General features: G+C 51.5%; 14 protein-coding genes. 7 read left to right on the top strand and 7 right to left on the bottom strand.

All coding sequences use genetic code 11. The annotated features are described in order from the left end of the window. Nucleotides 1–66 precede the first annotated feature (66 nt). Nucleotides 67–837, bottom strand: coding sequence for an ABC transporter permease (locus SGR01S_RS15755; RefSeq protein ID WP_037416816.1), 771 nt, complete (start codon nt 835–837; stop codon nt 67–69). Continuing rightward, the gene (locus SGR01S_RS15750) at nt 834–1757 is read right to left on the bottom strand and encodes an ABC transporter ATP-binding protein (RefSeq protein ID WP_037416812.1); all 924 of its coding nucleotides are present in this window, start codon (nt 1755–1757) and stop codon (nt 834–836) included. Before SGR01S_RS15750 ends, SGR01S_RS15755 begins: the two co-directional genes overlap by 4 nt. Before the next feature lie 236 nt (nt 1758–1993). Here SGR01S_RS15750 and can point away from each other — a divergent pair, with 236 nt between their 5' ends. After that, on the top strand, nt 1994–2650 hold the full coding sequence (gene can, locus SGR01S_RS15745) for a carbonate dehydratase (RefSeq protein ID WP_061807929.1): 657 nt from the start codon (nt 1994–1996) through the stop codon (nt 2648–2650). 229 nt (nt 2651–2879) lie between these two features. Here the strand turns inward: can and hpt are convergent, their stop codons facing one another. Then, entirely contained in the window at nt 2880–3416 is a 537-nt protein-coding gene (gene hpt, locus SGR01S_RS15740) for a hypoxanthine phosphoribosyltransferase (RefSeq protein WP_037416809.1), read from the bottom strand. Nucleotides 3417–3568: 152 nt separating this feature from the next. Continuing rightward, entirely contained in the window at nt 3569–5203 is a 1635-nt protein-coding gene (gene cueO, locus SGR01S_RS15735; protein WP_061807928.1) for a multicopper oxidase CueO, read from the bottom strand. Between the two features lie 236 nt (nt 5204–5439). Between cueO and SGR01S_RS15730 the strand changes: the two genes are divergently transcribed. From SGR01S_RS15730 to speD, 3 genes are all read left to right on the top strand, one after another. Next, the gene (locus tag SGR01S_RS15730) at nt 5440–5787 is read left to right on the top strand and encodes a YacC family pilotin-like protein (RefSeq protein ID WP_037416803.1); all 348 of its coding nucleotides are present in this window, start codon (nt 5440–5442) and stop codon (nt 5785–5787) included. 112 nt (nt 5788–5899) lie between these two features. Next, nucleotides 5900–6763: a polyamine aminopropyltransferase gene (gene speE / locus SGR01S_RS15725; RefSeq protein WP_061807964.1), complete on the top strand. Its 864-nt coding sequence runs from the start codon at nt 5900–5902 to the stop codon at nt 6761–6763. Nucleotides 6764–6790: 27 nt separating this feature from the next. After that, the gene (speD, locus tag SGR01S_RS15720; protein ID WP_012146704.1) at nt 6791–7585 is read left to right on the top strand and encodes an adenosylmethionine decarboxylase; all 795 of its coding nucleotides are present in this window, start codon (nt 6791–6793) and stop codon (nt 7583–7585) included. A 33-nt stretch (nt 7586–7618) separates the two neighbouring features. On the opposite strand, the gene yacL is transcribed toward speD, so the two are convergent. Then, nucleotides 7619–7981 (bottom strand): protein YacL, encoded by a 363-nt coding sequence (gene yacL, locus SGR01S_RS15715; protein ID WP_037416800.1) that lies wholly within the window; start codon nt 7979–7981, stop codon nt 7619–7621. A gap of 636 nt (nt 7982–8617) precedes the next feature. On the opposite strand from yacL, the gene SGR01S_RS15710 reads away from it, so the two are divergent. Continuing rightward, complete coding sequence (locus tag SGR01S_RS15710; RefSeq protein ID WP_037416797.1) at nt 8618–8908, top strand: hypothetical protein; 291 nt, start codon at nt 8618–8620, stop codon at nt 8906–8908. A gap of 88 nt (nt 8909–8996) precedes the next feature. Continuing rightward, nucleotides 8997–9356, top strand: coding sequence for a hypothetical protein (locus tag SGR01S_RS15705; RefSeq protein WP_061807963.1), 360 nt, complete (start codon nt 8997–8999; stop codon nt 9354–9356). Nucleotides 9357–9448: 92 nt separating this feature from the next. On the opposite strand, the gene acnB is transcribed toward SGR01S_RS15705, so the two are convergent. Continuing rightward, a complete protein-coding gene (gene acnB, locus SGR01S_RS15700; protein WP_037416795.1) occupies nt 9449–12046 on the bottom strand; it encodes a bifunctional aconitate hydratase 2/2-methylisocitrate dehydratase in 2598 nt (865 codons plus the stop codon). A 711-nt stretch (nt 12047–12757) separates the two neighbouring features. Between acnB and SGR01S_RS24560 the strand changes: the two genes are divergently transcribed. Then, on the top strand, nt 12758–12880 hold the full coding sequence (locus tag SGR01S_RS24560) for a hypothetical protein (protein WP_255212238.1): 123 nt from the start codon (nt 12758–12760) through the stop codon (nt 12878–12880). 98 nt (nt 12881–12978) lie between these two features. Here SGR01S_RS24560 and lpdA read toward each other — a convergent pair whose 3' ends face one another. Further along, complete coding sequence (gene lpdA / locus SGR01S_RS15695) at nt 12979–14403, bottom strand: dihydrolipoyl dehydrogenase (RefSeq protein WP_012146711.1); 1425 nt, start codon at nt 14401–14403, stop codon at nt 12979–12981. Between the last annotated feature and the right edge of the window lie 22 nt (nt 14404–14425).

Below are 14425 nucleotides of genomic sequence, written 5' to 3'. Positions count from 1 at the left end.
TTACATGATGCCTGTTTCAGGTCAAAAAAAGCGTCCCCGGACGCGATGCCTGGGGACGCTAGTTAATCAGGTACGCAGACCGCGACCGCGTTCAATCAGGTACCAGGACAACAGGTAGAACACCGTAATAAACGCCACCAAAACTGCCATAGTCAACGCCAAAGGTACGTCGCTGATGCCCAGGAAACCGTAACGGAAACCACTAATCATATAGACGATAGGGTTCAGTTTGGACACCGCCTGCCAGAACGGCGGCAACAGCGTCAGCGAGTAAAACACCCCGCCCAGATAGGTCAGCGGCGTCAGTACGAAGGTCGGGATCAGGCTGATATCGTCAAAGGTCGTGGCAAACACCGCGTTGATCAGCCCCGCCAGCGAGAACAAAATGGCCGTCAGCAACAGTGTGGCCACAATCACCCACCAGGCGTGGACCTGCAGTGGCACAAAGAACAGTGAAATCACGGTCACCAATACGCCGACGCAAATACCGCGCGCCACGCCACCACCGACGTAACCGGCGATGACGACGTGTGTCGGTACCGGTGCCACCAACAGTTCTTCAATGTTGCGCTGGAATTTGGCGCTGAAGAACGACGAAGCCACGTTGGCATACGAGTTGGTGATCACCGCCATCATGATCAAACCCGGCACGATAAACTGCATGTAATCAAAACCGTGCATTTCACCAATACGCGAACCGATCAGGTTGCCAAAGATGATGAAATACAGCGTCATGGTGATCACCGGTGGCACCAGCGTCTGAATCCAGATACGGGCAAAACGGTTGATCTCTTTGGCCCAGATGCTCTGTAAGGCCACCCAATACAAACGCGTCATGCTTTTTCTCCATTGCCATTAACCAGGGTGACGAACAGCTCTTCCAACCGGTTAGCCTTGTTACGCATGCTCAGTACCTGAATACCCTGCGTGCTGAGTTGGGTAAACAGACCATTCAGGCCTTGCTCACGCATTACTTCAACTTCCAACGTTGAGGTATCCGTCAGGCGGTGGCGGTAACCGTCCAGCTTCGGCAGTGGGCTTTTCGCGGCCAGATCCAGGATGAAGGTCTCGGACTTCAGCTTGGCCAGCAACCCTTTCATTGAGGTATTTTCGACTAACTCACCGTTCTGGATAATGCCGATATTGCGACACAGCATTTCGGCTTCTTCCAAATAGTGAGTGGTAAGAATAATTGTGGTGCCTTGCGCGTTCAGCTCTTTCAGGAAGCCCCACATTGAGCGGCGCAGTTCGATATCCACCCCGGCGGTTGGCTCATCAAGAATCAGCAATTTTGGCTGATGCATCAATGCGCGGGCAATCATCAGCCGGCGTTTCATCCCCCCAGACAGCATGCGGGCACGCTCTTCGCGCTTGCCCCACAGATCCAACTGAGTCAGGTATTTTTCTGCCCGCGCCAGTGCTTCACGACGAGCAACACCGTAGTAACCCGCCTGGTTGACGACTATCTGCATCACCGTTTCGAACGGATTAAAGTTGAATTCCTGCGGTACCAACCCGAGCTGACGCTTGGCATTGACGATATCTTTGTCGATATCGTAGCCAAACACCCGCACACTGCCGGACGTTTTATTAACCAGCGAGCTGATAATGCCAATGGTCGTGGATTTTCCGGCGCCGTTTGGCCCCAGTAAGGCATAGAAATCCCCCGCTTCGACATTCAGATCGATTCCGCGCAATGCCTTGACGCCACCGGCGTAAGTCTTGGTTAACTGCGCTAATTCCAGTGCATAATTCATAAGTTAAAAAGTACCTTGTGACGATGAGTATGCTGCTGCGTATTGTAATGAAGGTGATCTTATCATCAGCAGCGTTTTCACTGAGGCAAATCCGTGCGGAAAATTCAGGTTCCATCCCACCATGCTGTATAGAAAGTGGCTGAATATCGTCTTGCTTCACTGTTCCGATTTCCAAACTGTGACGCTTGTCCTATATTACCCCAACGCAATCTGTTCGTTACAGGTCAATAACCTCCATGAAAGAAATCGAAAAGCTTATCGCTAATAACCATACCTGGTCGGCTAACATCAGCAAGGAAGACCCGGATTTTTTTGAACGTTTAGCACAGGCGCAAAAGCCTCGCTTTTTATGGATAGGTTGTTCAGACAGCCGCGTTCCTGCGGAAAGACTGACCGGGCTGGAACCTGGTGAACTCTTTGTCCACCGTAATGTGGCAAACCTGGTCATTCACACCGATTTAAACTGCTTGTCGGTCGTGCAGTATGCCGTCGACGTGCTGGAAGTTGAGCATATTATTATTTGTGGCCACCTGGGCTGCGGTGGCGTAGAAGCCGCGGTTGAAAACCCGGAATTGGGGCTGATCAACAACTGGCTGCTGCACATCCGTGATCTCTGGTACAAACACAGTTCACTGTTGGGTGAGCTGGAACCGGAACAGCGCCTTGACGTATTGTGCGAAATCAACGTGATTGAGCAGGTCTATAACCTGGGCCATTCCACCATCATGCAATCAGCGTGGAAACGCGGTCAGAAAGTGATGATTCACGGTTGGGTGTATGGGATCCAGGACGGACGTCTGCGGGATCTGGAAGTTGCAGCCACCAGCCGAGAAAGCCTGGAAATGGGCTATCGCAAGGCCATGGCTACTCTGCAGCAGGATAAAGGCATTTAATTTCGCCTGCGACACAACATATACCCCAAATAATTGGCGTTGCACCACAACAAAGCCACGGCGTTGTTGAACAGCGCCTGCGCTGGCCTCAACGGGGCGAGGCTTTGCCGAGTAACGCAGCAAATTCGTCAGTCCCCAAGAGCTTACATAAGTAAGTGACTGGAGTGAGCAAATGCAGCCAACACAGGTACAGCTTCAAGTATAAAGGGTATATCGCGCCAACCGCAGTTTATTCGTCCAGCAGCACCACTTTACCGACATATGGCAAATGGCGATAACGCTGAGCGTAGTCAATGCCGTAACCTACCACGAACTCGTCCGGGATCGGGAAGCCCACGTACTCAACCGGCACTTCGACTTCACGGCGCTCAGGCTTGTCCAACAGCGTACAGATCGCCAGTGATTTCGGCCCGCGCAGTGCCAGAATTTCGCGCACTTTATTCAACGTGTTGCCGGAATCAATGATGTCTTCGACAATCAGCACGTCTTTGCCGCGGATGTCTTCGTCCAAATCCTTGAGGATTTTCACGTCACGGGTAGTGGACATGCCACTGCCGTAGCTGGACGCTGTCATAAAGTCGACTTCATGGGGTACGTCGATCGCACGACACAAATCGGCCATGAACATGAAGGAGCCACGCAGCAACCCAACCAATACCATATCACTGCCGCTATCGCGGTAATGTTCGGTGATCTGGCGGCCAAGTTCAGCGATACGGGTCTTAACTTCCTGCTCGGAAATCATTACTTCTACAGTGTGTTTCATAGTTTTCAGGTCAGTTGCCGGAAGAAGGGCGCAGAGTTTAGCATAGCCTGAAGCCTCTGGCGACGCGAGTGCGCCGCCACTTGTTTCTTTGGTGGCTTTTGCTCCCTGCCCTATGAAGGGCAAGTTGTAGCGAGGCACCGGAGCACATATCTTCAGTCGGTTACCGTAAAGCCCAACATCATGCCGGTATCTTCATGTTCCAACAGGTGACAGTGAGCCATATAAGCATGATCGCTGTTGGCCAGGTGATCAAAGCGCACTAACACTTCACTGCGCCAGCCTTCGACACGCACCGTGTCTTTCCAGCCACTGCGGTGAGCCGCTGGTGGCTTACCATTTTCCGACAGAATACGGAACTGGGTGCCGTGAATATGGAACGGGTGCAACATCATGTCGCCTTCGCCGGAGATGGTCCATTTTTCGTATTTGCCGCGCTTGGCTTCAAACATCGGTTTAGCCATGTCGAAGGCCTTGCCGTTGATCATATTGCCGTGGCTGAAGTCGAAAGGTTTGGCACTGTGATCCATTCCCTTCATATCACCATGATTCATACCTTTCATATTGCCATGGTCCATGCCTTTCATACTGCCCTGGCCCATACCGGCCATCGCGCCGTCACCTTTACCCATACTGCCGTGATCCATGCTCATTCCAGCCATTGCTTGATGACCATAACGATCCATCAACGCCTGCATGCCCAGCATATCCAACTGCGGATTCATCATCAGTTGTAGCCAACGCTCTTGAACACCCGCCACCGCAGGCAACGCTGGTAGCTTCACCAGGCTATCCGGCATCGTCTTGTTGCCCTGCGCCAATGAAGGTTGAATATGCAACACTGGCAGTGGTTGGTCGAATGGTGCCAACGTCATGCCCATCTGTTTAACCGGTAGCGTAACAATATCAAATGGCTTGCCGTCGGAAGCATCCACCAGCACTTCAAAACGTTCGCCCATCAGCATCGACAACTCGGTCAGCTTGACTGGCTCAGCCAGAAAACCACCGTCACTGGCGATCACATAGAGTGGGCGATTATCGCTGGCCGCAATATTCAGCGAGCGCGCATTACACCCGTTGAGGAAACGCAGGCGTAACCAACCACGCGGGGCAATATGCCGTGGATACTGCGCGCCGTTGGTGAACATGCGGTCACCAAACCAGCCAACCGCCGCGCTCATTACGTCCAGTTGATATTCAATCTGTGCGTCTTTGCCCAACCGTTTGTCCTGCAGGATCACAGGAATGTCATCCTGTCCCCAGGTTTTCGGCAGTGGCAACTTACTGCTCTCATCGTCTTCCAGCAGCACCAACCCTGCTAACCCCATCATTACCTGCTGCCCTGTCTTGCCATGGGTATGCGGATGGAACCAGCAGGTCGCTGCGGGCTGTTCAACCGTAAACTGCACCCTGCGTGTCGTGCCCGGTTGGATCAGCGCCTGTGGACCGCCATCGACATCCCCTGGGATTTCCAAACCGTGCCAGTGAACGGTGCTGGCCTCCGGCAGTGCGTTGCGGATATCTACCGTTACCTGCTTACCGCGTTGCAGTCGCACCGCTGGGCCCAGCAACGCGCCATTCACGCCCCAGGTATGGGTCGCTTTACCCGGAAGCCAATTCATTTCGCCGGTTTGCAACGCCAGCGCTATATTTCCCTGCGCATCCGGCATCAGTAACGGCGGAATAGGCAACGCTGGCAGCTCAGCCGCCCACACACCCCGGCTCCACAACGGTAAAGCGCTTGCCGCGCCCAGCGCAGCGGTCAGTTTGATAAAATCACGGCGTAACATCGCTGACTCCCTTTTTCAGTGATCGGCACTCAATGCTCACTAAGCTGTAGCTAACCCAATAAGGCTGCAGCTCGAAAGATTATGGGTCTAAACTTATCGCTATACAGCCTAAACCCTCCCCTTAGCGGAAGGTCAAGCCTTTGCTTTCCGTTATGTTATCCGCCGGTAATAAAATTTGGTGCCTTTACAGGCAAGTGTGATAACGTCTGTTGACAACAAACAGGTCTATTTTCAAGATGAAAAAAACAACATTACTGGTGCTGCTGCTCACCACGCTGGGGTTCTCCAACGCCAGTCTGGCACTGAATGAGTCTGAGGCGGAAGATCTGGCCGATCTGACGGCAGTATTTATCTATTTGAAAAATGACTGTGGCTACAACGACTTGCCTAATGCACAAATCAAGCGTGCCATCGTTTATTTTGCCCAACAAAACCGTTGGGATTTGACCAACTATAATAGCTTCAACATGAAGGCGCTGGGTGAAGACAGCTATCGTGATCTCAGTGGTATTGCTATCCCGACACCCAAGAAGTGTAAATCTCTGGCACGCGACTCGCTAAGCCTGCTGGCCTACGCCAACTAATCCCCTCCGCCTTTCTGCTACCTCTGTTTGAAATTCAGCCGTGCATCACCAGGCAGAGTTAGCTATGATGTTGCGCCCATTTTTCATGGCTGTTATTACGGAGTTCCCGCACATGACCCAGAAAGAAATTTGGTATGAAACGCTGCATGCCAACTTCGGCCAGTACTTCTCAGTAGAGAACGTGCTGTATCGTGAGAAGACCGAGCATCAGGATTTGGTTATTTTTGAAAACCCGGTTCTGGGGCGCGTCATGGCGCTCGACGGCGTGGTGCAAACCACCGAGCGTGATGAGTTCATCTATCACGAGATGATGACCCACATACCGCTGTTGGCTCACGGCCACGTGAAAAAAGTGCTGATCATCGGCGGCGGCGACGGCGCCATGTTGCGTGAAGTGAGCCGTCATCAGGGCGTAGAGCAAATCACGATGGTTGAGATCGACGCCGGTGTGGTGGAATTCTGCCGCCAATACCTTCCAAACCACAATGCTGGTGCCTACGACGACCCACGTTTCAAACTTGTGATTGATGACGGTGTCAATTTTGTTAGTCAGACCGATGAAAAATTCGATGTGATTATCTCAGACTGTACCGACCCCATTGGTCCCGGCGAAAGTCTGTTCACCTCCGCGTTCTATGAAGGCTGCGCACGCTGTCTGAATGAAGGTGGCATTTTTGTCGCACAGAACGGCGTGTGCTTCCTACAGCAAGACGAAGCGGTTAATAGCCACACCAAGCTGAGCCAATACTTCAACGACGTCAGCTTCTATCAGGCCGCAATCCCGACCTATTACGGCGGCATTATGACCTTCGCATGGGCGAGTCAGGATCCGGCACTGCGCCAGCTCGACTTATCTACCCTGCAACATCGCTTTAATCAAAGTGGCTTAAACTGTCGTTATTACAATCCGGCAATTCACGTGGGCAGCTTTGCACTGCCGCAGTATTTGCTCAACGCACTGAACGTTTCACGTTAAGCGAGAAGATAAAGGAGGTGAACCAAATTGCATAAGCTAAAACTGCACGGCTTCAACAACCTGACAAAAAGCCTGAGTTTTTGTATTTACGATATTTGTTACGCCAAAACCGCGGATGACCGCGCTGGCTATATCGCCTACATTGACGAGCAATACAACGCCAACCGCTTGACCGAGATCTTGAGCGAGACCTGCTCGATCATTGGCGCAAATATTCTGAACATCGCACGCCAGGACTATGAGCCTCAGGGCGCCAGCGTCACCATTCTGGTTAGCGAAGAACCGGTTGATCCGAATGATGTCGATACGTCGGAACACCCAGGCCCACTGTCAAAAACCGTGGTCGCACACCTGGACAAGAGCCACATCTGTGTTCACACCTATCCGGAGAGTCATCCGGAAGGCGGTCTGTGCACCTTCCGCGCCGATATCGAAGTCTCGACCTGCGGCGTGATTTCACCGCTTAAAGCGCTGAATTACCTGATCCACCAGTTGGAATCTGACATCGTCACCATGGATTACCGTGTGCGTGGTTTTACCCGCGACGTGAACGGCGTAAAACATTATATCGATCATGAGATCAATTCGATCCAGAACTTTATGTCTGATGATATGAAGGCGCTGTACCACATGATGGACGTGAATGTTTACCAGGAGAACATCTTCCATACCAAGATGCTGCTGAAAGATTTCGATCTGAAGCACTACCTGTTTAACGCCAAACCGGATGCACTGAGTGCCGCCGAGCGTAAAGAGATTACCGATCTGCTATGGAAAGAGATGCAGGAAATCTATTACGGCCGCAATATTCCGCATCTGTGATAAATATAGGGCGCGGCATGCCGCGCCCGACGCTTAGTACTTGAGCATGAAAGATCGATAAGCCTTCAGCACCTGCAAGAAATCCTCGACGCCGCAGAATGAGAGACTTTCTTCGTCATAGTAATTCATCCCCTCTTCCATCTCGTCGCCTTCAAACTCCAGCAGATTGGCTCGGATCATCACTTCCTCACCGTCCATCAGCAATGTGTATTCATGGCCTTCCAACTGCCATTGACGCTCGCTGCCCTTTACCTCCGCCGCACCGGCTTCGATCCGGTCCAGCAGGTTAAAGTCGCCTTTGAGTTCTTCGTTGATCCAGTGGCCAATGACCTCATGCCCCATCGAAAATCTGACGATCACCTGGCCGGTCACGTCACGCAGAAATTCGTAATCCATAGCACGCCTCCTGAGCCCTTTCCCTTAGTGTAAACATTAATTCATGACTAACTCAGTGAGCGCTCGCAAAGTTGGCAACTGAGAAAAATAAAACGCCAGTGGCGCTATCGCCGCGCAATATAGCCGCTTGCGTCAGCAATGGGAAGTCACCTGTCGCTCGTTCGATAAGCTGGCGGTTCCCGTGAAGGCGACACCGAGCATCATAGCCCTGGCAACAGTGGATAAATCGTCTCTGTGGGCTTCTCGCTAGCCCATTGGCAAGCTCAGTGACATTAAGGATTAACTTAATAAATTTGTTATGAAAAATATAAAGGAGAGATGGTGCTATTATCGGAAATAAAGCAAACCAGAGTAAATTATTTATGGAGATTGGTAGGGCAAGATCATGGGAAATGTTCAATAATTGTATTTATTCAATCTATGTAAAGAAAGTGAAGATATATCTCAAAATAAGACAAATAAAATCAATATGAATTTGAAAATTAAAGACATTATAACCATTACGCCAATCTTCCTCTTTTGACTTCCTGCAAATATCGATTAGCTTTTACATTATGGAACTTTAATTAAAGTTCAATACCGGCCAGAGGCGATTTCACCTCCTTCAAATCTATCACCAAGATCAGGATGTGTGCCATGAAATACATTATCCCAATCGTAGCACTGAGCATTATTTTCTCGGCATCTTCTTTTGCTGCCAAGCAAATCACCCTCGAAGATTCCGCCAGCTATACAAAACTCGGCGACCTCTCAATCCAACAAACCGGAGTGCCAACCGTCGGGCACAAAGACATCTCCAAAGCTGTCGATCAAAAATGCAATGAACTCAGCGGATTAAGCGGAAAAGATTGCTACTACCGCATCGTCGGTGCATCAGGCCAAGAAAGCGATCATAAAGACATCCATGTTGAAATCTTCAAAAAGTAGATAGTGCGTATTAAGGGTAACCCGGCCTCTTCCCCTTCAACAAACAAGAGGCCGAGCTCAGGTATATTCTCTTTTTCAGAAGATGAAAATGAACACTATCCTGTCAAAACGCATTGCCTTGATGTCATTCGTCGCACTCATGCTGCTCTCAATGACTAAGGCAACGGCTGACGTCATCATCAACCTGGGGCCAGAGCCTGCCTGCCCATACGGTTATTATGACTACGAACCGTACTACTGCGCCCCTTATGGCTATTACGGCCCTGACTGGTTTATCGGCGGTAGGTTTATTGGCGCGGGTCCCTGGTTCCATGGTCCGCACGAATTTCGTGGGCATGTTGATAACCACTTTGACCCTAAACATGGCTACAGAGGGGCATTTCCAGAACGAGGGGATGTTCCTTTTAACCATTTCCGCGGAAATGAAGTCCGTAATGGTCGTGAATAACCCATTCTGTGAACATGAAAACAAATGGGCATTATCGCCATAAAAAACGGGGGCCTTTATAGACCCCCGCTTAACATGACTCTGTCACTAAATTAAACCGCGGTTTGGAAGATCACACCGTCAGCTTTTTCAGTGTACTGGCCTAGTTGGTCAAAGTTCAGGTAGCGGTAGGTATCCGCCGCTGTCTTATCGACCTGCGCCATATAAGTCTGGTACTCGTCTGGCGTTGGCAGACGACCCAGCAACGAAGCAACCGCTGCCAATTCTGCAGACGCCAAATAGACGTTAGCGCCAGTACCCAGACGGTTCGGGAAGTTACGGGTCGAAGTGGAAACCACCGTCGCACCGTCAGCAACACGCGCCTGGTTACCCATGCACAGTGAACAGCCCGGGATCTCGATACGCGCACCACTCTTGCCAAACACGCTGTAGTAGCCTTCTTCAGTCAGCTGAGCCGCATCCATCTTGGTTGGCGGTGCCACCCACAGACGGGTCGGCAACTGACCTTTATGCTGATCCAGCAGTTTACCCGCAGCACGGAAGTGACCGATATTGGTCATGCAAGAACCGATGAACACTTCATCGATCTTGCTGTTGGCCACGTCGGACAGCAGACGTGCATCGTCAGGATCGTTCGGCGCACAAAGAATTGGCTGAGTGATCTCGGCCAGATCGATGTCGATCACCGCGGCATATTCTGCATCCGCATCGCCTTCCAGCAATTGTGGATCCGCCAGCCATTTTTCCATGCCCTGGATACGACGCTCCAGCGTACGGCGATCGCCGTAGCCTTCAGAGATCATCCACTTCAGCAACACGATGTTAGAGTTCAGATACTCCTGGATCGGCGCTTTATCCAGTTTGATGGTACAACCGGCAGCAGAACGTTCAGCAGAGGCATCGGTCAATTCAAATGCCTGCTCAACCTTCAGATCCGGCAAGCCTTCAATTTCCAGGATACGGCCGGAGAAGATGTTCTTCTTGCCCTTTTTCTCTACAGTCAACAGCCCCTGCTGGATCGCGTAATAAGGGATAGCATGTACCAGGTCACGTAAAGTGATGCCCGGCTGCATTTTGCCTTTGAAGCGAACCAGAACAGACTCAGGCATATCCAACGGCATAACACCGGTAGCAGCAGCAAAGGCCACCAGACCAGAACCCGCAGGGAAGGAAATGCCGATCGGGAAACGAGTATGGGAATCACCACCGGTACCGACAGTATCCGGCAGTAGCATACGGTTCAGCCAAGAGTGGATAACACCGTCGCCCGGACGCAGCGATACACCGCCACGGTTCATAATAAAGTCCGGCAGCGTATGGTGAGTCGTCACGTCGACCGGTTTCGGGTAAGCGGCTGTGTGACAGAAGGACTGCATCACCAGATCGGCAGAGAAGCCCAGGCAAGCCAAGTCTTTCAGCTCGTCACGGGTCATCGGGCCTGTAGTGTCCTGTGAACCGACAGAGGTCATCTTCGGTTCACAATATTCACCCGGACGCACGCCAGCGACGCCACAGGCGCGGCCAACCATTTTCTGTGCCAGCGAGAAACCTTTGTTGCTGGCTGCCACTTCTTTGGCGATACGGAACACGTCGCTGTGCGGCAAGCCCAAGGCTTCACGTGCTTTAGTGGTCAAGCCACGGCCGATGATCAACGGGATACGGCCACCTGCGCGTACTTCATCAAGCAGCACATCGGTTTTCAGTTCGAAGTTAGCGATCAGTTCGCCCGTTTCATGGTTGCGCACTTCGCCTTTGTACGGGTAAATGTCGATCACATCGCCCATGTTCAGGTCATTAACGTCCACTTCAATCGGCAGCGCACCGGCATCTTCCATGGTGTTGAAGAAGATTGGCGCAATTTTACCGCCCAGTACTACACCACCGCCGCGCTTGTTAGGCACATACGGGATGTCGTCGCCCATAAACCACAACACTGAGTTAGTGGCAGACTTACGGGAAGAACCGGTACCGACCACGTCACCGACATAGGCCAGAGGGAAACCTTTTTTGTTCAGCAGTTCGATTTGCTTGATCGGGCCAACGCTGCCCGGCTGATCCGGCACAATACCTTCACGTTCGTTTTTCAGCATTGCCAAGGCGTGCAATGGGATATCTGGGCGAGACCAAGCATCCGGCGCCGGTGACAGATCATCGGTATTGGTTTCACCTGTCACTTTGAACACAGTAACAGTGATCTTTTCTGCCAACTTTGGACGTGACAGATACCATTCGGCATCGGCCCAGGATTGCATGATCTGTTTGGCGTGTGGGTTACCCGCTTTAGCTTTCTCTTCTACGTCATAGAAGTTGTCAAACATCAGCAGCGTATGGGACAACGCTTTGGCGGCAATCGGTGCCAGCTTTTCGTTATCCAACGCGTCGATCAGCGGATGAATGTTGTAGCCACCTTGCATGGTGCCTAACAGTTCAATGGCTTTCTCTGGGGTAATCAGGGGAGATGTTGCTTCGCCTTTGGCGATAGCTGCCAGGAAACCTGCTTTGACATAGGCGGCTTCGTCGACGCCTGGTGGTACACGGTTAATCAGCAGGTCTAACAGGAATTCTTCTTCGCCTTTTGGCGGATTCTTTAATGATTCAACCAGCGCTGCCATTTGGGTGGCGTCTAACGGCTTAGGGACGATGCCCTCTGCAGCACGCTCGGCTACGTGCTTACGGTATTCTTCTAGCACGACATTCTCCTCGCTCTCATTGTCATTTATTGTGCCTGGCGTTTTGTACCCGTAGTCTTCAAGCCACAGGGTATATTTTCAAACCGGGTTTAGCGCACGGTGTGATGCCATTGATCCTGACGGGGCACTGCTGTCGATGTCCTGGACTGTAAGTTACAGTGCCCGGTTCCGCCCAGCCAGCATATCAGGATTTGAATTGGTTGTTAATTCGTTCACATAAAAGCAACATTAAATCTTTGCTGAATCGTTGAGCGCAGTGTAATCGGCTACGGCACAGGCTAGCCGGGGGGCGGTGAGCACGACGATTTAGCCTAACGAGCACAACACAATAGCCACATATTTACAATGGTTATTGAATTTGAAGATCAAAAGTTGAGAGTCGGAGACACAAAAAAACCGCCGTAAAGGCGGTTCTTTTGTTCCGTTCGGTGTTAGCAGGCACCTCACGGGTTTCTTACATCGTTAAAGAACGATACAAGCGCTACCGAGCCAAAGCATTGTGCGTAACATCGTTCAAAAAATCAACTAAACAATGTTATCACAGCTATTTTTAGGTACTCTCTCGATGGGTCTGTTCTGCCGGTTTAGCAGCCGGTCATCGGGCTTGAGAACAGTGCTGCAACTACTGCGATACAGGCGCTACCGAGCGCTTGTTCCACCGGGATTTTTCCGGTGAAGTCGCGGTGGTAGTGGTTCCACAGGGATCGCGCAATGAAAGGGAGTTCTATGTTTATCCTGCTCATTGTACTGGGATCGGCGTTTGGCGTGAGTAAAGGGGGTTGGTCGGTTAACGGCAACAACCTGACGCTGAATGTGATATTCCAGAACAAGTAAGCTACTGGCCGCTCACTGAGCGGCCTTTTACTGCATTCCGCCCATAAAAAAACGGCCCCTTTTCAGGAGCCGCTTATCAACCGTTCAAACCAGCAGAATTACTTCTTCTTGGCTTTCGGGTTAGGCAAGTCGGTGATGCTGCCTTCGTAGATCTCAGCCGCCAAGCCTACAGATTCGTGCAGGGTTGGGTGAGCATGGATAGTCAACGCGATGTCTTCTGCGTCACAACCCATCTCGATAGCCAGACCGATCTCACCCAGCAGCTCGCCGCCGTTGGTGCCGACAATCGCGCCACCGATGATACGGTGAGTTTCTTTGTCGAAGATCAGTTTGGTCATGCCGTCTGCACAATCGGAAGCGATAGCACGGCCAGAAGCAGCCCACGGGAAGGTGGACGTTTCGTAGCTGATGCCTTTCTCTTTCGCTTCTTTCTCGGTCAGACCCACCCATGCAACTTCCGGCTCGGTGTAAGCGATTGATGGGATCACTTTCGGGTCGAAGTAGTGCTTCATGCCAGCGATAACTTCAGCAGCAACGTGGCCTTCATGCACGCCTTTGTGCGCCAGCATCGGTTGACCGACGATGTCGCCGATAGCGAAGATGTGTGGCACGTTGGTGCGCAGTTGTTTGTCGACGTTGATGAAGCCACGTTCGTCAACTTCAACACCAGCTTTACCTGCTTCCAGCAGCTTGCCATTCGGTACACGACCGATAGCAACCAACACCGCGTCGTAACGCTGTGGCTCTGCAGGTGCTTTCTTACCTTCCATAGTGACATAGATGCCGTCTTCTTTGGCTTCTACCGCAGTCACTTTGGTTTCCAGCATCAGGTTGAACTGCTTGCTGATACGTTTTGTGAAGACTTTCACCACGTCTTTGTCAGCAGCCGGGATCACCTGGTCAAACATTTCGACTACGTCGATCTGTGAACCCAGCGCATGGTATACGGTGCCCATTTCCAGGCCGATGATACCGCCGCCCATGACCAGCAGACGCTCTGGGACAGTTTTCAGTTCCAGTGCATCGGTAGAGTCCCACACGCGTGGATCTTCATGAGGAATGAATGGCAGTTGGATCGGACGAGAACCTGCGGCAATGATGGCATTGTCGAAGTTGATGGTCGTTGGGCCATTTTCGCCTTCAACAACCAGGGTGTTAGCGCCGGTGAACTTGCCCAGGCCGTTAACCACTTTCACTTTACGGCCTTTAGCCATACCAGCCAGACCGCCAGTCAGCTGATTGATGACTTTTTCTTTCCAGACACGCACTTTGTCGATGTCAGTTTTCGGCTCGCCGAAAACGATGCCGTGTTCAGCCAACGCTTTGGCTTCTTCGATCACTTTGGCAACGTGCAACAGTGCTTTGGAAGGGATACATCCCACGTTCAGGCAAACACCGCCCAGAGTGGAATAACGTTCAACCAGAACGGTTTCAAGACCTAAGTCAGCGCAACGAAAGGCAGCAGAGTAGCCTGCCGGGCCCGCCCCAAGTACCACGACCTGAGTTTTAATTTCAGTACTCATCATGACCTCTTAATTGATTGTC

It is taken from the genome of Serratia grimesii NBRC 13537, assembly GCF_001590905.1.
GTDB lineage: Bacteria > Pseudomonadota > Gammaproteobacteria > Enterobacterales > Enterobacteriaceae > Serratia > Serratia grimesii.
The sequence above is the reverse complement of the archived record's forward strand: the minus strand, read 5'-3'. Positions and strand labels throughout refer to the sequence as shown.